Below are 214 nucleotides of genomic sequence, written 5' to 3' on the forward strand. Positions count from 1 at the left end.
TATATCATCGCGTCTTGGTGAGATGACTGTTTGTGGTGATGCCGCAGCGATTAATGCCAATCGTTCAGTCAGCTGTTCGGTGGCGCGTATATCATCGCGTCTTGGTGAGATGACTGTTTGTGGTGATGCCGCAGCTATTAATGCCAATCGTTCAGTCAGCTGTTCGGTGGCGCGTATATCATCGCGTCTTGGTGAGATGACTGTTTGTGGTGAT

Annotated in this window: 1 protein-coding gene; it reads left to right on the plus strand. The window is 49.5% G+C overall.

Annotated features, from left to right (window positions below):
- The coding region (locus F3F96_RS12365) for a hypothetical protein (RefSeq protein WP_176963584.1) at window positions 1–214 on the plus strand (214 nt) is incomplete at both ends.

Source organism: Mariprofundus sp. NF (genome assembly GCF_013387455.1).
Lineage (GTDB): Bacteria > Pseudomonadota > Zetaproteobacteria > Mariprofundales > Mariprofundaceae > Mariprofundus.